This window comes from Maribacter sp. C-4077 (genome assembly GCF_055378385.1).
The window spans coordinates 1,908,039-1,925,744 of sequence record NZ_AP038807.1; the positions used below are offsets into that span (position 1 = coordinate 1,908,039).

Below are 17,706 nucleotides of genomic sequence, written 5' to 3' on the forward strand. Positions count from 1 at the left end.
TAAAGCGAATGGTTGGTTAGCATACAAATGCTAAAGAACTGGCATAAAATTTAAAAGTGCAATTAAATCGATACATTTTATTCCTTTCCCGATTACTGTTCCGCTTATGAAAAAGTGCCCGACTTAAATTCCTTCGCCGCATGGTTTGCGGCACGGGCCGTAAAAGCCATATAGGTTAAGCTGGGATTTACACAGCTGGAGGACGACATAAAGGCACCGTCCGTTACATATACATTTGGAACAAGGTGCACCTGGTTATGCTTGTTTACAATGGAATTTTTTGGACTATGTCCCATTCGGGCACCACCCATTTCATGTATGCCCAAACCGGGACCAGTCTCTTCGTCATAGGCTTGTACATCCTTAAAACCGGCGGCCTTGAACATGGCCACAATTTGCTTTTTAATATCCTCCCTCATATTGTATTCGTTTTCCTTGAACTCAACGTCAAAGGCCAATTGTGGCAGGCCCCATTTATCCTTTTCAGTGGGGCTTAGAGTTACCCTATTATCTTCATAGGGTAGGAATTCCCCAAAGCCGGTAGCCCCTATAGTCCATTTACCTGGTTTTAGGACTTGGTCCTTGAGCTCTTTTCCATAGTTGAGTTCAGCGATGGCTTCCGTCCAATCTCCCCTGCTGGCCCTACCTTGATAACCAAAACCCCTTAGATATTCATTTCTCCCGGTACTTTCGTCCAAGTTTACAAACCTTGGAATATAAAATCCAGAAGGCTGTCTTCCTTTATAATACCTATCCAAATAACCATCCACTTTTGCGGTCGCCCCTAATTTATAATGGTGGTCCATGATGCCTCTTCCCAAAGCATCGGAATCATTGCCCAATCCGTTGGGAAAACGTTCGGATTTCGATTGAAGCAATATTCCTACGGAGGCCATGGCCGAGGCACATAAAAAGATGACCTTTGCCTTAAATTCCAGTTTTTCATGGGTTTCGGAATCTATAACCTTCACGCCGGTGGCCAACTTTGTTGTATCGTCATATATGACCTCATATACAATTGAGTTAGGTCTCAATGTCATATTTCCTGTCCTTTCCGCAGCAGGTAATGTGGAGGAGTTACTGCTAAAATATCCGCCAAAGGGGCATCCCCTAGAACAGCGGTCTCTGTTTTGACAGGTATTACGTCCTTCAAATTTGGCCTCCGGATCCGTAATATGAGCCGCCCTACCTATGGTAACTAGTCGTCCATCCTCAAATTTTTCTGCCGTTGCTTTTTGAAAGGCCTCCTCTACACAATTCAGTTTCATGGCAGGTTGGTAGATGCCGTCCGGCAATTGCTTGAGGCCTAAATTTTGACCACTTACCCCAATATATTTTTCCACTTTATCATACCAAGGCGCAATGTCGTTGTATCGCACCGGCCAATCCACGCCAATATTCTCCTTTTTATTGGCTTCAAAATCGATATCACTCCAGCGATAGCTCTGTCTACCCCATGTAAGAGATCTTCCACCTACCTGATAGCCCCGTATCCAATCGAACCGTTTGGTCTCTACATAGGGATGTTCCAAATCGTTTACAAAAAAATGCTTGTTATCATCCTTTGGCGCCCAATTAACCCTACTTTGCACGTGGTACTTTTTTTGATCGTCCGCGGAAAGCTCCCCTTTATAAGGAAAATCCCAAGGGTCGTCGTTCATGGTCGAATAGTCCTTAATGTGTTCCACCATGCGTCCCCTTTCCAGGACCAAGGTCTTTAGGCCATTTTCGGTAAGTTCCTTTGCTGCCCAGCCGCCGCTAATTCCTGTGCCAACCACAATAGCATCGTATGTTTCGTTTTGATTCATTCTGATATTTTTATCTTATTTTATCGGTATTTGCTATATTTATGACTTGACTATTGGCAAAAATGGAAATAGTGAATTGATTCTCTAAATATAAGATTAATTCATTTACGTCTAGTAACAAGATAAACAACAGGTTAACAACGAAATCTTAGGTTAAGTAGGGAAATTGGCCATTATCTACGATAAATTTCATCGAGATGGGTAAAGTGAGAATTTATTAAAAATATAGAAAAAACAGTAATCAAGGTATTGAATAATTACATCTAACCGCTTAAAAACAATTAAAGATAAGAGATGAAAACAATTAAAGGACCAGGAGTATTTTTAGCACAATTTGTAGATAGCAAAGCACCGTTCAATTCCTTGGATGGATTATGTAAATGGGCTGCGGATTTAGGTTACAAAGGCATTCAAATACCCACGTGGGAAAGTTTTCTCATTGATTTGGACAAGGCGGCAGAGAGCCAGGACTATTGTGACGAGCTCAAGGGCAAGATAAATTCCTATGGTTTGGAAATCACGGAACTTTCCACGCACCTACAAGGACAGTTAGTGGCAGTGCACCCCGCATATGATTTGATGTTCGACTCCTTTGCGCCAAAAAATCTACATAACAATCCCAAGGCCAGAACGGAATGGGCCATTGAAACGGTAAAAAAAGCCGCTACCGCCAGTAGAAGGCTGGGCCTAACGTCCCATGCCACGTTTTCAGGCTCGCTGCTATGGCATACCATGCACCCATGGCCACAAAGGCCGGCAGGACTTGTAGAGATGGGCTTTGAAGAGTTGGCCAAAAGGTGGATGCCCATATTGAACCACTTTGACAAGGAAGGTGTGGATGTCTGTTATGAGATACACCCAGGTGAAGACCTTCATGATGGCGACACCTTTGAACGCTTTTTGGAAGCGACGAATAATCACAAACGCGTAAATATTCTTTACGATCCGAGTCACTTCGTGCTCCAGCAATTGGATTATATTCAGTACATCGATTTTTACCATGAATTCATAAAATCCTTTCATGTAAAGGATTCCGAGTTTAACCCAACGGGAAAGAAAGGAGCCTTTGGCGGTTATAACGATTGGGGCAACCGCGCGGGAAGATACCGTTCATTAGGCGATGGCCAAATCGACTTCAAGACCATATTTTCCAAGTTGACACAGTATGGCTGTGATGTATGGGCCGTAATGGAATGGGAATGCTGCATTAAAAGTCCGGAACAGGGAGCGCGGGAAGGTGCCGTTTTCATTAAGGACCACATCATTGAGGCAACACAAAAAACATTTGACGATTTTGCCGGTGCCGAAACCGATGAACAAATGTTAAAAAACATTTTAGGACTTTAATCATAAAAACTGAACTTATGAAAAATATATTTAAAATAGCTTTTCTTGTAATGCTTGTACTAGGTTGCAAGGAGGCAAAAAAGGAGGCCGAGGAAACCAAGGAAATGGTGGAGGAAACTACAATGTCTTCAAAGGCCGATGAATGGACAACGTTATTCGATGGGGAATCCTTCAACGGTTGGCATGAATACCTAAAGGAGGATGTATCCGATAACTGGAAGATTGAGGACGGCGCTATGGTCTTTTATCCGCCGGAAACCAGGGAAAATGGAAATCAGTTCAACTTAGTTTCAGACGGTAGTTATACTGATTTTGTCCTGTCCATGGATTGGAAAATCGCCCAAAATGGGAATAGCGGCGTAATGTGGGGCGTGAAGGAAATCGATAGTCTGGGGCAACCCTATCTTACAGGCCCAGAGATCCAGGTATTGGACAATGAAGGACACCCCGATGGTAAGAACGGAACCAGCCATCAATCCGGGGCATTGTACGATATGGTATCGCCTATGAAAGATATGACAAAGCCCGTCGGCGAGTGGAATACCATGGTCATTACCATAAACCATAAAACCAATGAGGGAAGGGTTGAATTGAACGGGGAAACCGTGGTGGAATTTCCAGTGAACGACCCGGAATGGGGCGAAATGGTGGCCAATTCCAAATTTGCGGATTGGGAACATTTCGCAAAATACCCTACCGGTAAAATAGCGCTACAAGATCATGGTGATGGAGTGGCCTATAAAAACATCAAAATAAAGGAGCTTTAACACCAAGAACAATAATTATGAAGAGAATCTATAGTGTCGGATTGTTATTTTCGCTAGTATTCACCGCCTGCCAGGAAAAGGTACAGGAAGTTGCCAAGGAATCCGCAACGGAAATAAAAGATGAAGTTATCGTACATGAGGAATACAGTGGTACCGAGCCTACCACTCCTGAGGAAACGGAGTTCTACGAACCTAAGGTTCCAGTGGTAAACCCCTCTTCCCAAAATGGTGCGCCCAGTGATGCCATAATTTTGTTTGATGGCAGCGGTTTTGACAATTGGATTTCCGCTAAGGACAGCACTGCAGCAAAATGGCATTTGAATGACGATGGTAGTATGACCGTTAACGATAAAACAGGTGACATCCAAACCAAACAAAATTTTGGGGACATTCAACTCCATATTGAATGGAAATCGCCGCTACCTGTTCAACGGGAAGGGCAAAACAGGGGTAATAGTGGTATTTTCCTAAACGGTCTGTACGAGGTTCAGGTATTGGATAATAACGATAATCCAACCTATGTAAACGGACAGGTAGCGTCCATCTACAAACAGCATGTGCCTTTGGCCATGGCTTCCGTGCCTACAGGGGAATGGAATACCTATGATATCATTTACCATGCCCCGGAGTTCAATGAAGAAGGTGGTAAAATTAAGTCTGGTACCATGACGGTTATCCATAATGGTGTTCTGGTTCAGGACCATATTGAGATCAAAGGAACTACACCTTATATTGGGTGGCCCAAGAACCCTGCCCACGGTAAAGGTCCTATAATTTTACAGGATCATGGGGACGATAGCCGCGTAAGTTATCGCAATATTTGGGTCAGGGAACTTTAAGTATTTGAGCTCGGCTTTGCAACGCTCGTGAAGGGCATCTCAATACCCGTTCAAAAAAGGTATCTTTGCCCCAACTAAATTCGATTTATGATTCAATCCATGACTGGATTCGGGAAGCATGTTGTACAGCTTCCAACTAAGAAAATTACGGTAGAAATTAAATCCTTGAACAGCAAGAGTATCGATTTAAATGCTCGGATGCCGTCTGCCTATAGGGAAAAGGAGTTGGAGCTTAGAAAGCTGATCGCGAACTCCCTGCAACGTGGTAAAGTCGATTTTAACCTCTATGTGGAGATCACGGGCGATGAGGCTTCAGGCCAGGTCAACGAGAACGTTGTTAGGCAGTACATGAAGCAACTGAAGTCCATTGCTGACGGGCAAGATATTCAGTTGTTGGAAATGGCCCTAAAGTTGCCCGATGCCATGCGAACGGATAGGGACGATATTGATGATGAGGAATACCAGGCAATTTTAGGTGCCTTGGAAGGGGCCTTGGCTGAAATCAACACCTTCAGGTCTGAGGAAGGGAGTGTCCTTGAAAAGGACTTTCTGGAGCGAGTAGCGGCATTACAGGGGTTATTGGAAAAAGTCGTGGCCATGGACCCTGAAAGGCAGGCCAATGTGCGGGAGCGATTGGAAAAGGCTGTACAGGATATCAAGATGGAGGTAGATGCGAATCGTTTTGAACAGGAACTCATCTATTACTTGGAGAAGTACGATATAACGGAGGAAAAGGTACGCTTGGCCAACCATTTGGATTATTTTGAAAAAACCTTGATGTCCAGTGACAGTAATGGTAAAAAGCTGGGTTTTATCTCCCAAGAGATAGGGCGTGAGATCAATACCATTGGTTCCAAGGCCAATTACGCCCCCATGCAACAATTGGTGGTCCAAATGAAGGACGAATTGGAAAAAATCAAGGAACAGATGCTAAACGTTTTATAATGGAAGGAGGAAAGCTCATTATTTTTTCGGCGCCGTCCGGAAGTGGAAAAACGACCATCGTACGTCATCTTTTGGGAATCCCAGAACTGAATTTGGCGTTTTCCGTATCGGCTACGTCCAGGCCCAGAAGGGGAAAGGAAAAAAATAAGGAGCACTACTATTTCATGACGGTTTCGGAGTTTAAGAACCATATCAAGAACGATGATTTTTTGGAGTGGGAGGAAGTGTATCGCGACAATTTTTACGGCACCTTGAAAAGCGAGGTAGAACGATTATGGGCCCAGGGCAAGAACGTTATTTTTGACATCGACGTGGTTGGGGGCCTTCGTATCAAAAAGAAATTTCCGGACCGTACCCTGGCCGTTTTCGTTAAGCCGCCCAGTGTGGACGAACTTAAGATACGCTTGAAAAAAAGAAGTACGGAGAGCGATGATAAAATCAATATGCGCATCGCCAAAGCATCGGTAGAATTGGCTACCGCACCTCAATTCGATAAGGTTATTAAAAACTACGATTTAAAAGTGGCCCTAAAGGAAGCGGAGGAATTGGTCGCGGATTTTGTAGGGGTTAAGAATAAGGAGTAGTGCGTTCTCACAGCTTTTTTTCCTTCTTATTATGATTAGCTTGATATGCCGATGAAAAGGATAGGACTGTATTTTGGTACTTTCAACCCGATACACATCGGTCATTTGGTCATTGCGAACCACATGGTGGAGTTTTCCGATCTTGATGAGGTTTGGTTCGTGGTAACTCCTCAAAGTCCTTTTAAAATGAAGAAATCGCTTCTGGACAACCACCACAGATACCAAATGGTATTGGAGGCTACGGAGGACTATCCAAAGTTAAAACCTTCCAAAATAGAGTTTGAACTTCCCCAACCCAATTATACTATCAATACCTTGGTCCATTTATCAGAAAAATACCCGGATGGACATCAATTTTGCCTGATAATGGGGGAGGATAACCTAAAAGGTTTCCATAAATGGAAGAACTATGATGCCATTTTGGAGGGATATGATTTATATGTATATCCAAGGATTTCGGAGGGAGAGATGGGATTCAAATTTAAGGAGCATCCCAAAATACATAGGGTAAATGCTCCAATTATGGAAATTTCTTCAACCTTCATTCGCAGGGAACACAAGAAAGGAAAGAACATCAAACCTATGTTACCGGCTGCCGTTTGGAAGTATATGGATGAGATGAATTTTTATAGATAGCAGCGGTTAATCCAAAGCGTATGCTTTTACAAGGTCGTCCGTTCCTAAATATTTATCATTCGTATTATAGTACCATGCCCTTATTTTGCGCATTTTTATGTCGTTGACGGTAATTTCTTCCGATAATAGGATGTATTCACCGTCGTTTTTGGATTCATCGTGGAAGAATTGATAGACTTCCATCTTGTAATTGGTTGGGTCAAAATAAAAGTACCAAGTATCGCTCCCTACTTCTTCGTCGTATTTTACTTTTAAAACCAGATACTCTTTTCCCTTAAATGATTTTTTGCCCACTTTGGGGTCTATAAGGGTCCCAGGATCTTTTAATTTCATGGGCAGGCCATATAGATAGGTGTAGTAATCCTTCATTTTAAGAGCCCGCTCACACGTAATCTGAAGACTATCCCGGTACGTATCGGCAATAACGGGACTGTTGTTCAGCAATAGTTCACATTCGCCCTTGTCTATGATATAATCAACCGTATAATTTCCTTTTCGTACGGACGATTTAAAATATTGGCCGGGTAGGTTCAATTCCAACTGTGTCCTACGCGTTTCCGCATCTGGGGTTGACATGAGAATGGCCATTTTTCCCTTAAAACTTTTCCAATTTCCATTGGGATCGTGGTAGGCAATGGCCTTTTCCAACAATTTGGGTCCGGTCAGTTCTTCTTGGGCACTGCTTTGAAGAATGTTAAAGAAAAGTACTGGAAGAAACCACTTTAGAATTTGAATACTTTTCATAGGTCTCTATTAAGTTCATAATGGCGGTCAATAAATCCTTGGTCTCCAGCAAAAGGCTAAAGTAGAGGGCGGTGTTTTTAGGGCTGGATTCGTCCGATCGGGTGCGTTCTACCTGCTTGGCAATTTTAGCATCGAGTTTGTTGAGCAGCTCCTGTTTATTCATGAGAAGCGGTGTCAATTTTTCAAACCTTTTGTTCTCAAAAATATCCTGAATGCTTTTGAATAGGTCTTCCACATACGACTCGGTTTCCTTTAGGTCCTTTATTTGGTTAAACCGAAGTCTTTTATGGTTGTTATGGACATGCTTGTATCCCGCTTTGGAAATATACTCCAAGGATTGTGTCATATCCTGTAAATAACTCAGAGCGGTGATGTAAAAGTTACTTGTTCCTACACTGGATTCGTCCAAATTCTTGATAAAATAGAAAATGTTATTTCGTAGGTCCTCAACCTCCTTGTCCAGTTTATTGATGCCTTTTTTTCCTTTTTTAAGGGTGTCTATGTCGTGTTTTGCCAGTCCGTCGATACTTTGGGTATAGATTTTATTGCCCCTTTTCATCGAAAGGGCAATGTTTGAGGAACTTTCCTCTATCAATCCAATAATCGTATTGCTTTCTGCACGCTGTAGTTTTTCCTCCAATTTGGTTTCCTTTATTTTTTTGGAATGGGAGAGGTAGTTTTTACCTATGAGCAGGAAAGCCAAAATCAATAGGGCACCAATGGCAAAAAGGCCACCAAGGTGTATTATGTAAGCAATTATGGCCGCGGCCGTGAAGGCGCTAAACGCGGTAAAGAACCATCCGCCAATAACATTGAGCACACCTGCGACCCTGTAGACGGCGCTCTCCGGTCCCCAAGCCCTGTCGGCCAAGGAAGACCCCATAGCCACCATGAAAGTCACATAGGTGGTGGACAAAGGCAATTTCATGGAGGTTGCCAAGGAAATCAAAACACTGGCCACCATTAAGTTGACCGAAGCCCGTACCAAATCAAAAGCAGGTTGGTCCTTTACCTTGCTCTTTGGAATGTATACGTACGGTTTTTGGAATTGCTTGTCGATTCTTTCCTGGATACTTTTCGGTATAATTCCACTTAGATTTTCGGAAGCGACAATCGTGTATTTTACGATATTCCTGGAAAGGAAATTGGGTTCAAATCGTTCGTCTCCTTCATCCTGTCTGGATAGGTCAACACTGGTTTTTACCACACTTTTGGCTTTGGATGAAAACCAAAGGGTAATAATCATGACAACCCCTGACAAAAGCAGGAGGTAGGTTGGGGTCTGTACGGCCGCAGAGAGTCCTTTCATGTTGAACTCGGTAGGAAGGATTCCGGAGCTTTTCCAGCTAGTGAACGATTCCAATGCCGCCAAGGGCACCCCAATAAAATTGACCAAATCATTACCGGCAAAAGCCATTGCCAATGCAAAGGTGCCCAAAATGATAATGATTGTGTAAATGTTCCATTTCAAAAAGGCGGAAACCACATAGGAAACCAAGGTCCAAAACGCAATATTGATTGCAATAAATAAAGACGCTTGGGTAGCGATGAACTGGTTTATAGCCTCAGGAAGGATGGAAGTTCCACTAAGACCTTTGACCAGAATAAAATAAATGATTCCCGTAATAGCCAAACCACCAAAAATGGCACCGTACCATTTGGGTTTTTCATGGAATTTGAAGGAAATAAGAATCCGGCTTAGGAATTGCACAATAGCCCCTATGGTAAAAGCCACAACAACGGATAGCAGTATGCCCAAGATGATTTCCGTGGCCTTATCGGTATTAATGTAGTTAGCCAAATCAGAGAAACTTCCTTCATCGGCATAAATTTTTACCAAGGATATGGCAACGGCCGCACCTAATAGCTCAAATACAATGGAAACCGTAGTGGAGGTGGGCATGCCCAAGGTATTGAAGAAGTCCAAAAGCAGGATATCCGTAATCATTACGGCCATGAACACGATCATTATTTCCGCAAATACGAACTCACCGGGATTAAAAATACCTTTTCTGGCTACTTCCATCATACCGCTCGAGGAAATGGCGCCAAAAGCTATCCCTACACTGGCTACGATCATGATCGTCCTGAAGGAAATGGCCTTACTCCCTATAGCCGAATTCAAAAAGTTGACCGCATCATTACTTACTCCAACCACTAGATCCGTGATGGCCAAAACGGCCAAAGCAATGATCATGAAGAGGTATATGTTTTCTCCCATCTAAAAATTAAATAAATGCAAAAATGATATTATAAATCGTCAATCAGGTTAAAATAAGGTTATGAAGTAGGTGGGAATCAAACCGTATATGTCCATCTTTCTATTATTGACGATGAAAATAGGAAATAAATCCGTAATAGCTGGAAAATTGACCAAATAGTATGTTGAAGTCCTACAGTATCAATAATTGGGTTCTGTAGACCGGTCCGATGTCATTTTTTCGGAAGTTTCGGCCATTATAGGCATGGCCAATGTCCTGGCTTTTAGCGACTCCATAATTTCCAGTTGCTCGTCCTCTTTTATTTCAATGGGAACTTCCAAAGGTTCATACCCTAAAAAGTTGATTTCCATTACGTATTCGCCGGGGGACACATCTGTAATCTCAAAATTTCCATTGAAATTTGTTTGGTCAGACCAATTGGTATTTTTCAGGGAGACCGTTGCCATAAGCAAGGGCTCGTTGAACATTTCGCTGTCCAGAATCTTTCCGCGAACGGATCCAGTCGCCTGGGCATATATTAGGGTCGTGAAAAGTACGGCTATAGCAAAAAATAATACTCTCATGTAACAACAGTTTATTTGCCTGCAAATAAAAACATGCAAGGTTAACTTAAGGTTATGTACTGGTTATCTATTTATTTTCTTTAGGTTAAGGTATTGGTTGCTTTCCGTCCCGTTTTCGTCTCTTTTCATCGTTCTACATCACAAAAAATGTATCTTGCGAGGATTAAACAAGCATCATGAATTGGGAGCAATTGCTGTCCTTGCGTAGAAAGGGCGATGTCAATAAACGCATCAGGAACGAACAGAACGAGACCCGTTTGGGCTTTGATGTAGATTATGACCGAATCATTTTCTCCGCAGCTTTTAGAAGCTTGCAGGACAAAACCCAGGTGATTCCGTTGTCCAAAACCGACTTTGTACATACCCGATTGACGCATAGCTTGGAAGTTTCCGTTGTGGGGAGGAGCCTTGGAAGGTTGGCCGGTCAAAAAATTTTGGAGAAACACCCGCATTTAAGCGAAATCCACGGATATAAGTTCAATGATTTTGGGGCGATCGTCGCCGCAGCGGCCTTGGCACATGATATAGGCAACCCTCCTTTTGGACATAGCGGGGAAAAGGCCATTGGGGAGTATTTCAAGAACGGTAATGGGCGTATTTTCAAGGAGCACCTACGTCCAAAGGAATACCAGGACATCATTGATTTTGAAGGGAATGCCAACGGCTTTAAATTATTGACCCAGGATAGGGAGGGTGTTTCTGGTGGCCTTCGTTTGAGCTACGCAACCTTAGGGGCCTTTATGAAATATCCTAAGGAATCCTTGCCCAAGAAACCTACAAAACATATTTCCGATAAAAAGTTTGGGTTTTTCCAGTCGGAAAAGGAAGCCTTTATGGACGTTGCCCAAGATTTGGGACTGATCCAAACTAGAAATGGATCTGATGTTTCTTTTGCCAGGCATCCCTTGACGTATTTGGTGGAAGCGGCAGACGATATTTGTTATACGATTATCGATTTTGAGGACGGTATCAATTTGGGATTGATTTCGGAGGATTTTGCCTTGGAATATCTGATAAAATTGGTCAAGGATTCCATAAATACCAAAAAGTATAATACCCTTAAGTATAAGGAAGACCGCATCAGTTACTTAAGGGCCTTGGCCATAAACACGCTCATTCAGGATGCCGTATCCATTTTTATGGACAATGAGGAGAATATACTCTATGGTATCATGGATACTTCTCTCATGGATAAAAGCAAATACGACGCTCAAATTAAGGATATTATTAGCTTGAGTGTAGAGAAGGTTTACAAGGCTCAGGAAGTTATTGAAAAAGAGATTGCCGGATATAAGATCATTGCCGATATCCTAGAGGTATATACCGATGCCCTGGTTAAAAAAAGGAACCTTACGGCATCCAATTACCATCACTTGTTGCTGGAGACCTTGCCGGAATTTTACAGAAGGACGGACCTTTCCCTTTATGAAATACTGCTGAATACCTGTTGCTATGTTGCTAGTCTGTCGGACAGTTCCGCCGTGCATATCCATAACAAAATAACGGGAAAACAGCTTTAGAAGTCAACAGCCACTCCCACACCCAGCACTTGTTTGAACTGTATTTTGGGTATGCCGGGATCCACAACGATACCTGCATCGTTTTGGATTTCGTCAAACAGGATGTCATCGTCATAGATGATATGTGTGCCCAAGGTGGTAAGAATGTATTTGTTCACCCTCATTTTTATGTTCAGTTCCCAATCCACGTCCACATTACCAAAACTCTTTAGATAATCGGTATAGAGGTTTAACCGACTATTGGCGTCGATGTTTGTGGCAATATTGAAGTCCCATTTGTGCGTAATCAGAATTCCAAGCTCCAACCGGTGGTTTTCCCCGGGTGTAATTACATTGCCATTTGCATCCAAAATGGCCTTTTCCACACCAAAGGAACCTCTGTCTGCCAAATCCTGATCAAGGACAAAGGTGGATTTTTGGGTGATGGGCGACATGTAAAGATTGAACTTCTGGTTTTTGCTGATATAGGAAGTACCGGCACCGAAAAAGAAATATCCGGGAGCCATAAAACGTGATATGGGATTGTCCCTATCCGGATATTTATAACCGTTCGAAAATTGGGTATTGAAGTTAAGCTGCACGGAATAATACCAATTGCTGATGGTGTCCCTCCTGTAGCCAACGTTTGAGCTTAGTCGGATAACATCCTCGGTCTTTCTTATTTGACGTCCTTCCTGGGCGTTGAGGCCATACCGAAGTTCAACGATATTGTCCCACTTAAAATACCGGAACTTATAGTCCCGTACGAGCTTTAAAAAACTCAGCCCACTAATGGCATTGTCACCACCCGCATTCCAATTGACAAAAGCCACCTCGCTCAAGTTGATGCCCAACAGGTTTTCCTTCGTCCAAAAAGATGGTACGCGAAAAGGGTCGTACTTGTCCTTTAATGCCTTTGTGCGTTTAAAGGAGATAACCGGGTTCATCAAATTCACCCCCCTAGGTACATGTCTTATTTTCTCCTGTGTCTTGCGGATGACGATTGTGTCCACCACCGTTGTATCGATTACAACGGTATCTGCAACTATGGGGGATGGTATCGTATCCTGGGAATAGGCGGTAACAGAAATGAAAAATACTATATAGTATAATACTTTGAATTTATGGAAAAAAACGTCTTTCATAAAAGTCTCTCAATATAGGTTCGTATTGATTGAATATCGATTTGTGCCAATTGGTATAATTCTTCTTGGGTGCCGTGTGGTATGAATACATCGGGGATGCCAAAGACTTTTATTTCTTTTGGACAGCCCAAATCGTTTGCCACTTCAAGGATACCACTTCCAAAACCACCTATGGCCGATCCATCCTCTACCGTTATGATGTGCCCATAATTTTTTAGTATTTGATGGATGCGTTTCGTGTCCAAAGGTTTGATAAACGGAAAGTGGTAATGACCTACGCTTTGGTCGTTCGTGATTTCTTTTAGCACCTGTGTAATGCTGTTGCCTATAGTGCCCGTACTGAGGATGGCAAGGTTCGTTCCTTTTTTCAATTCAAGGGCCGTACCGATTTCCATTTCTTCAAAGGGCCGCTCCCAATCCAACAATACGCCTCTCCCACGCGGATACCGAATGGCAATGGGGTTTTCCAATCCCAATTGGGCAGTATACATGATGTTGCGCAGCTCCACTTCGTTCAATGGGGCGCATAGGACCATGTTGGGAATACATCGCAAGTAGGCAATATCAAAGGCTCCGTGGTGCGTAGGACCATCCTGACCTACCAAACCTGCCCTGTCCAAACAAAAAATGACCGGTATATTTTGGAGGGCCACATCGTGGATGATCTGATCATAGGCACGTTGTAGGAACGTGGAATATACATTGCAAAAGGGGATGAGTCCCGCTGCCGCCATTCCCGCTGCCATGGTAACGGCGTGTTGTTCCGCAATACCTACATCAAAGGCCCGATCCGGGATGGCTTCCATCATATATTTTAACGAACTTCCCGTGGGCATGGCCGGAGTGATTCCCACGATCCTTTCGTTGGCGTTGGCAAGTGCAACCAAGGTATGCCCAAACACATCCTGATATTTTAAAGGCTCCGGTCTATCACTCTTTTTGAGCAGTTCTCCCGTATTTTTATCGAACTTGCCAGGGGCATGATAGGTTACCTGATTTTCTTCGGCTTTTTGCAGCCCCCTTCCTTTTATTGTGATAACGTGGAGCAATTTAGGGCCAGGAAGGCTTTTTAAGCGCTCCAGTTCCTGTATCAATGCGTTTAGGTCATGTCCGTCCATAGGACCCGAGTAATTGAAATTGAGACATTCAAAAATGTTCTCGTCCTTAGCGGTTCCCTTTTTTACATTGGTCAGGTATTTTTTTAATGCACCTACGCTGGGGTCTATGCCTATGGCGTTGTCATTGAGGACAATAAGGATATTGGTGTCCGTAACCCCGGCATGATTCAGCCCTTCAAAGGCCATACCACTGGCAATGGAAGCATCACCAATTACGGCAATGTGCTGTCTCTGGTGTTCTTCCTTTAATTTGGATGCCAAGGCCATTCCCAATATGGCGGATATGGAAGTGGAGCTATGTCCCGTTCCAAAGGCATCATATTCACTTTCGCCCATTTTTGGAAAACCACTAATGCCGTTGAGTTGTCTGTTGGTCCCGAATATCTCTTTTCTGCCCGTAAGGATTTTATGTCCGTATGCCTGATGACCCACGTCCCAGATCAATTTATCCGTTGGGGTATTGAAGACATAGTGCAGTGCCACGGTGAGTTCCACCACGCCCAAACTGGCGCCCAGATGCCCTTCCTTGGTCGCCACGATATCGATAATGAACTCCCTGAGTTCCCGGACGACTTGGGCCAATTGGTCCTTGGACAGTTTTTTAAGGTCCTTTGGGGCGTTTATATGTGCTAAGAGTGTGTCCAATTGGGATTTAATTCGTGGCAAAAATACTTTTTTTAAACGCCAAAACAATTGTTTTTAAATAGTAGTGGTCCAGTATATCTTATTGTATTTTTGAAATATGATCGCACCTTTTGATGATTCCTATTTCATGAAAAAGGCCCTACAGGAGGCCGAACATGCCTTTGAACAGGACGAGATTCCCGTGGGAGCCGTTGTCGTGATCCAGGACCGGATCATTGCCCGGGCCCATAACCTTACGGAAAAACTGCACGATGTTACGGCCCATGCGGAAATGCAGGCCATAACCGCCGCTGCCAATTTTCTGGGGGGAAAGTACCTTAGGGATTGTACCCTGTACGTTACCTTGGAACCTTGCCAAATGTGCGGCGGCGCACTTTTTTGGAGCCAAATCTCAAAAATTGTTTATGCGGCATCGGACACAAAACGGGGATTTAGGGCCATGGGTACGCATTTACACCCAAAAACAGAGGTGGTAGGAGGTATTTTGGAGTACGAGGCATCTGAACTTTTACATCGGTTTTTCGAAAAAAAAAGGAAGTAGTCGATATGAACGTATAAAAAAACCACGCAATGCGTGGTTCCGGTTCCTGCAAAATGTAATACTTATGATTAGAGAACGGTCACCTGTCCCGCTACTATGCCTTTTCTGCCTTCTTGTTCAACGTATTCTACTTTGTCTCCTTCCCTGATCTCTTTTCCGTTAAGAGCGGTCGCGTGGACAAAAATGTCCTTTCCCGTGTCGTCGTTGGTAATAAACCCATAACCTTTGGATTCATTGAAAAATTTTACTTTGCCAGTCATTACAATAAATATTAGGTAATTAATATCCTAAAAATAGCAAATTTTAGGTCACATAGGAGATAATTAGTCTTTTTTATCCTTTGGAAATCTTTGATTTTCAGTGTTTTTTGCCGATTTCCCCTGCATTTTCCGAATGTTTTCCTCGGTCAGCATATAGTCGTTCATTTTTTTGCCCCTACTTTCCTTGATCAAGAACAGCGGCATGGCCACCAAAAAAAGCCCTACCGTGCCACCGCCAATAAACTTGTGCGCCGTTGCCTCTTGCGAATCCTCCAGATTGAATCCGTAAACGATACATCCAAAGGAAGCCAGTACGATAAGTAAAATCAGGTACCTCATGGCACAAAGTTAGGAAATATGGAATGGAATCCATCGGGTTTACCAAAACACAGGTTTGCGGCAAATCGGTACAAAATCCCTATTGGCATGCTAAGGTTCGTTAGGATAAAAATCGTCGGATCAAAAAACCTTACTTGAAATTCTTGATAAGCTGGTAGGAAAATGAAATGATTTCCCTGTAGTTATCCTTGCTGATTTTTTCGTCTATTCCGTGAAAACGCGACATGCTATCCGGTCCCAACCTAATGGGATAAAAACGGTACACATCCTCCGCGATTTCGTAAAAATATCGTGCATCCGTACCACCGCCTACCAATCCCGGAACCACTACGCTGTTCGAGAATTGGGTACGTATGGTCTGTTCCAGGATCTTATAGGCATCTGAATCGATACTCGATACTTCTGAAGGATTGGTCAAAAACCCTACAGGTTCTATCTTGATCTTATCGGAAATGGTGTTTTCAATATGTTCCTGTACCGATGCTATCGTCTCGCCGGGCAAAATCCTAAAGTTGATGGTCGCTTCCGCTACCGTGGGGATTACGTTGTTCTTAACGCCGCCGCTTACAATGGTAGGGGCCGTAGTGGTGTGGGCGTTCAATGCCTCCAGTATGGGGTCCTTGAACAGCCAAGGGTTTGCGAAGGCCATTCTTTTAAAGAACGGGAGTTCTGCCCCCATATATTCAAGCTGGTAGTCGATAGGTTTTACCAGTTTATAGGGTAATTGATTGCTTTCCAAGTCTACAATTGCCTGAGCGAGCATTCCTATTGTGTTCTCTTTTGGAGGTTGGGAGCTATGGCCACCGTTGGTCTCTACGATCAACCGAAAGGAGGCAAATCCCTTTTCGGCCAGGTTGACCATGGCTACGGTTTCAATACCGGGAACTAGGTTCTCCGCCAAAAATCCGCCTTCATCCAAGGCCATGGCCGCGGTAACGCCTTTCGATTTTAAATGCTTTGCGATTTCGGCGGCACCTTTGCTGCCCCCAACTTCCTCATCGTGTCCAAAGGCCAAATATATCGTCTGGGAGGGTACAAAGGACTCCTCCAGCAGTTTTTCCACGGCCTCCATAAGACCGATCAAAGTGCCCTTGTCGTCCAAGGTGCCACGGCCAATGACGTGGGTATCCGTAATCGTACCGGCAAAAGGCCCTGCCTCCCAGTCCGCGAGTGTGGGCTGGTCCACGGGAACCACATCTTGGTGCGACATTAAAATAAGCGGCTTCTTGGAAGCATCGGAGCCTTTCCAGGTGTACAGCAGGCTATAGGTATTAATTTTCTCAAGGGAAAGATTTTTATGCACTAGGGGAAAGGTTTCTTCCAAATACCTGTGAAAGCCAAAAAACGCGGTCGAGTCCGGGATGGCGTCCTCGCTAAAGGAAATGGTCTCGTATTGCAGTCCCTTGGATAGGTTTTGAAAGATATCGTCTGGGAGCGCTATAGTTTCGGCAGTGCCCGGGGCCACTTGTTTGGAGCCCATTTTTAGGGTGTTGAAGACCAAAATTCCAGCAACGACAATCAATAACAGCAGTAAAAACAGAAGTATTTTTTTCATAAGGTGGTGGTTGTTTAGGGGGGTTGTTCGGCCCGATTAAATGTAAGCATTTCTATCGGTTCAAAATATACCGTGTTTTTTTGATGCCAGCTTTTCCATACAAATGCATCCGAAGCAAAGAGAACGACTCGTGACAACTATCCAGTGTA

Annotated in this window: 17 protein-coding genes; 8 read left to right on the forward strand and 9 right to left on the reverse strand. The window is 43.6% G+C overall.

All coding sequences use genetic code 11. The features are described from left to right. Window positions 1–104 precede the first annotated feature (104 nt). Window positions 105–1,808: a GMC oxidoreductase gene (locus tag ACZ41C_RS08220; RefSeq protein ID WP_138256461.1), complete on the reverse strand. Its 1,704-nt coding sequence runs from the start codon at window positions 1,806–1,808 to the stop codon at window positions 105–107. A gap of 294 nt (window positions 1,809–2,102) precedes the next feature. On the opposite strand from ACZ41C_RS08220, the gene ACZ41C_RS08225 reads away from it, so the two are divergent. The 6 genes from ACZ41C_RS08225 to nadD all read left to right on the forward strand — a co-directional run bounded on the left by ACZ41C_RS08225 (window position 2,103) and on the right by nadD (window position 6,926). Next, complete coding sequence (locus ACZ41C_RS08225; protein ID WP_154917561.1) at window positions 2,103–3,155, forward strand: sugar phosphate isomerase/epimerase family protein; 1,053 nt, start codon at window positions 2,103–2,105, stop codon at window positions 3,153–3,155. Window positions 3,156–3,172: 17 nt separating this feature from the next. Next, window positions 3,173–3,922, forward strand: a complete 750-nt coding sequence (locus ACZ41C_RS08230) for a 3-keto-disaccharide hydrolase (protein WP_138256459.1) — start codon at window positions 3,173–3,175, stop codon at window positions 3,920–3,922. Between the two features lie 17 nt (window positions 3,923–3,939). Beyond that, window positions 3,940–4,761 (forward strand): 3-keto-disaccharide hydrolase, encoded by an 822-nt coding sequence (locus ACZ41C_RS08235; protein ID WP_138256458.1) that lies wholly within the window; start codon window positions 3,940–3,942, stop codon window positions 4,759–4,761. Between the two features lie 87 nt (window positions 4,762–4,848). Further along, window positions 4,849–5,706, forward strand: coding sequence for a YicC/YloC family endoribonuclease (locus ACZ41C_RS08240; RefSeq protein ID WP_464565498.1), 858 nt, complete (start codon window positions 4,849–4,851; stop codon window positions 5,704–5,706). After that, entirely contained in the window at window positions 5,706–6,290 is a 585-nt protein-coding gene (gene gmk / locus ACZ41C_RS08245) for a guanylate kinase (protein ID WP_464565500.1), read from the forward strand. The genes ACZ41C_RS08240 and gmk overlap by 1 nt, the downstream gene beginning before the upstream one ends. 51 nt (window positions 6,291–6,341) lie before the next feature. Then, window positions 6,342–6,926: a nicotinate (nicotinamide) nucleotide adenylyltransferase gene (nadD, locus tag ACZ41C_RS08250; RefSeq protein WP_464565502.1), complete on the forward strand. Its 585-nt coding sequence runs from the start codon at window positions 6,342–6,344 to the stop codon at window positions 6,924–6,926. Window positions 6,927–6,932: 6 nt separating this feature from the next. Here nadD and ACZ41C_RS08255 read toward each other — a convergent pair whose 3' ends face one another. The 3 genes from ACZ41C_RS08255 to ACZ41C_RS08265 form a co-directional block, all read right to left on the reverse strand. Beyond that, entirely contained in the window at window positions 6,933–7,670 is a 738-nt protein-coding gene (locus ACZ41C_RS08255; protein WP_464565504.1) for a DUF6503 family protein, read from the reverse strand. Further along, window positions 7,621–9,891 carry an anion permease gene (locus tag ACZ41C_RS08260; protein ID WP_464565506.1) on the reverse strand — a complete coding sequence of 757 codons (2,271 nt, stop codon included), beginning with the start codon at window positions 9,889–9,891 and terminating at the stop codon, window positions 7,621–7,623. Before ACZ41C_RS08260 ends, ACZ41C_RS08255 begins: the two co-directional genes overlap by 50 nt. Before the next feature lie 180 nt (window positions 9,892–10,071). Then, window positions 10,072–10,455, reverse strand: a complete 384-nt coding sequence (locus tag ACZ41C_RS08265) for a carboxypeptidase-like regulatory domain-containing protein (RefSeq protein ID WP_464565508.1) — start codon at window positions 10,453–10,455, stop codon at window positions 10,072–10,074. A gap of 176 nt (window positions 10,456–10,631) precedes the next feature. Between ACZ41C_RS08265 and dgt the strand changes: the two genes are divergently transcribed. Continuing rightward, window positions 10,632–11,975, forward strand: coding sequence for a dGTP triphosphohydrolase (dgt, locus tag ACZ41C_RS08270; protein WP_464565510.1), 1,344 nt, complete (start codon window positions 10,632–10,634; stop codon window positions 11,973–11,975). On the opposite strand, the gene ACZ41C_RS08275 is transcribed toward dgt, so the two are convergent. Further along, entirely contained in the window at window positions 11,972–13,099 is a 1,128-nt protein-coding gene (locus ACZ41C_RS08275) for a DUF3078 domain-containing protein (RefSeq protein ID WP_138256451.1), read from the reverse strand. The genes dgt and ACZ41C_RS08275 overlap by 4 nt on opposite strands. After that, window positions 13,096–14,883, reverse strand: coding sequence for a 1-deoxy-D-xylulose-5-phosphate synthase (locus ACZ41C_RS08280; RefSeq protein ID WP_240042623.1), 1,788 nt, complete (start codon window positions 14,881–14,883; stop codon window positions 13,096–13,098). The genes ACZ41C_RS08275 and ACZ41C_RS08280 overlap by 4 nt, the downstream gene beginning before the upstream one ends. 76 nt (window positions 14,884–14,959) lie before the next feature. Between ACZ41C_RS08280 and ACZ41C_RS08285 the strand changes: the two genes are divergently transcribed. Continuing rightward, entirely contained in the window at window positions 14,960–15,403 is a 444-nt protein-coding gene (locus ACZ41C_RS08285; protein WP_464565513.1) for a nucleoside deaminase, read from the forward strand. 68 nt (window positions 15,404–15,471) lie between these two features. Here the strand turns inward: ACZ41C_RS08285 and ACZ41C_RS08290 are convergent, their stop codons facing one another. The 3 genes from ACZ41C_RS08290 to ACZ41C_RS08300 form a co-directional block, all read right to left on the reverse strand. Continuing rightward, complete coding sequence (locus tag ACZ41C_RS08290) at window positions 15,472–15,663, reverse strand: cold-shock protein (RefSeq protein ID WP_138256449.1); 192 nt, start codon at window positions 15,661–15,663, stop codon at window positions 15,472–15,474. 63 nt (window positions 15,664–15,726) lie between these two features. Further along, the gene (locus tag ACZ41C_RS08295; RefSeq protein ID WP_464565515.1) at window positions 15,727–16,002 is read right to left on the reverse strand and encodes a hypothetical protein; all 276 of its coding nucleotides are present in this window, start codon (window positions 16,000–16,002) and stop codon (window positions 15,727–15,729) included. A gap of 130 nt (window positions 16,003–16,132) precedes the next feature. Next, window positions 16,133–17,557, reverse strand: coding sequence for a M20 family peptidase (locus ACZ41C_RS08300; protein WP_464565517.1), 1,425 nt, complete (start codon window positions 17,555–17,557; stop codon window positions 16,133–16,135). Window positions 17,558–17,706: the final 149 nt, after the last annotated feature.

Excerpts from the sequence above, each read along its gene's own strand:
- ACZ41C_RS08255 (WP_464565504.1), bottom strand. The coding sequence starts at position 7,670 with ATGAAAAGTATTCAAATTCTAAAGTGGTTTCTTCCAGTACTTTTCTTT.
- ACZ41C_RS08295 (WP_464565515.1), bottom strand. The coding sequence starts at position 16,002 with ATGAGGTACCTGATTTTACTTATCGTACTGGCTTCCTTTGGATGTATC.
- gmk (WP_464565500.1), top strand. The coding sequence starts at position 5,706 with ATGGAAGGAGGAAAGCTCATTATTTTTTCGGCGCCGTCCGGAAGTGGA.
- ACZ41C_RS08260 (WP_464565506.1), bottom strand. The coding sequence starts at position 9,891 with ATGGGAGAAAACATATACCTCTTCATGATCATTGCTTTGGCCGTTTTG.
- ACZ41C_RS08300 (WP_464565517.1), bottom strand. The coding sequence starts at position 17,557 with ATGAAAAAAATACTTCTGTTTTTACTGCTGTTATTGATTGTCGTTGCT.
- ACZ41C_RS08220 (WP_138256461.1), bottom strand. The coding sequence starts at position 1,808 with ATGAATCAAAACGAAACATACGATGCTATTGTGGTTGGCACAGGAATT.
- ACZ41C_RS08265 (WP_464565508.1), bottom strand. The coding sequence starts at position 10,455 with ATGAGAGTATTATTTTTTGCTATAGCCGTACTTTTCACGACCCTAATA.
- dgt (WP_464565510.1), top strand. The coding sequence starts at position 10,632 with ATGAATTGGGAGCAATTGCTGTCCTTGCGTAGAAAGGGCGATGTCAAT.
- ACZ41C_RS08285 (WP_464565513.1), top strand. The coding sequence starts at position 14,960 with ATGATCGCACCTTTTGATGATTCCTATTTCATGAAAAAGGCCCTACAG.
- ACZ41C_RS08290 (WP_138256449.1), bottom strand. The coding sequence starts at position 15,663 with ATGACTGGCAAAGTAAAATTTTTCAATGAATCCAAAGGTTATGGGTTT.
- ACZ41C_RS08225 (WP_154917561.1), top strand. The coding sequence starts at position 2,103 with ATGAAAACAATTAAAGGACCAGGAGTATTTTTAGCACAATTTGTAGAT.
- ACZ41C_RS08230 (WP_138256459.1), top strand. The coding sequence starts at position 3,173 with ATGAAAAATATATTTAAAATAGCTTTTCTTGTAATGCTTGTACTAGGT.
- nadD (WP_464565502.1), top strand. The coding sequence starts at position 6,342 with ATGAAAAGGATAGGACTGTATTTTGGTACTTTCAACCCGATACACATC.
- ACZ41C_RS08235 (WP_138256458.1), top strand. The coding sequence starts at position 3,940 with ATGAAGAGAATCTATAGTGTCGGATTGTTATTTTCGCTAGTATTCACC.
- ACZ41C_RS08275 (WP_138256451.1), bottom strand. The coding sequence starts at position 13,099 with ATGAAAGACGTTTTTTTCCATAAATTCAAAGTATTATACTATATAGTA.
- ACZ41C_RS08240 (WP_464565498.1), top strand. The coding sequence starts at position 4,849 with ATGATTCAATCCATGACTGGATTCGGGAAGCATGTTGTACAGCTTCCA.